1 protein-coding gene is annotated in these 294 nt (G+C 35.7%); it reads right to left on the bottom strand.

The window, feature by feature from the left end:
- The coding region (locus ACFINZ_RS11545) for a PTS sugar transporter subunit IIA (protein ID WP_375701590.1) at positions 1-169 on the bottom strand (169 nt) is incomplete at its 3' end.
- Positions 170-294 lie beyond the last annotated feature (125 nt).

Below are 294 nucleotides of genomic sequence, written 5' to 3'. Positions count from 1 at the left end.
TATCTGTAGAGGAGACTGCGGCTATAATATCGCCTCGGCGTTGATCTATGTCATCATCAGGATAGATGCATATTGTTGCGAATTTTTCTTGTGTTCCAACAACATGTTCTACAGCATGCAGAAATTCAACAGCCAGCTCCCCGTGCGTTACAAGCACGAGTCCAATCATTTTATAAAAACTCCTGTTAAGTAAAGAGATATGATGAGAAAAACATTTTACAAAGCTTTGTTTTGTTGCCAAGAAAAATTTGCAAAAAAAAGGCAAAAAGTATGATTTTTTCTTTATTCGAAAAA

It is taken from the genome of Bartonella sp. AA81SXKL (genome assembly GCF_042196945.1).
Lineage (GTDB): Bacteria > Pseudomonadota > Alphaproteobacteria > Rhizobiales > Rhizobiaceae > Bartonella.
This window is presented reverse-complemented; position numbering and strand designations above follow the sequence as displayed.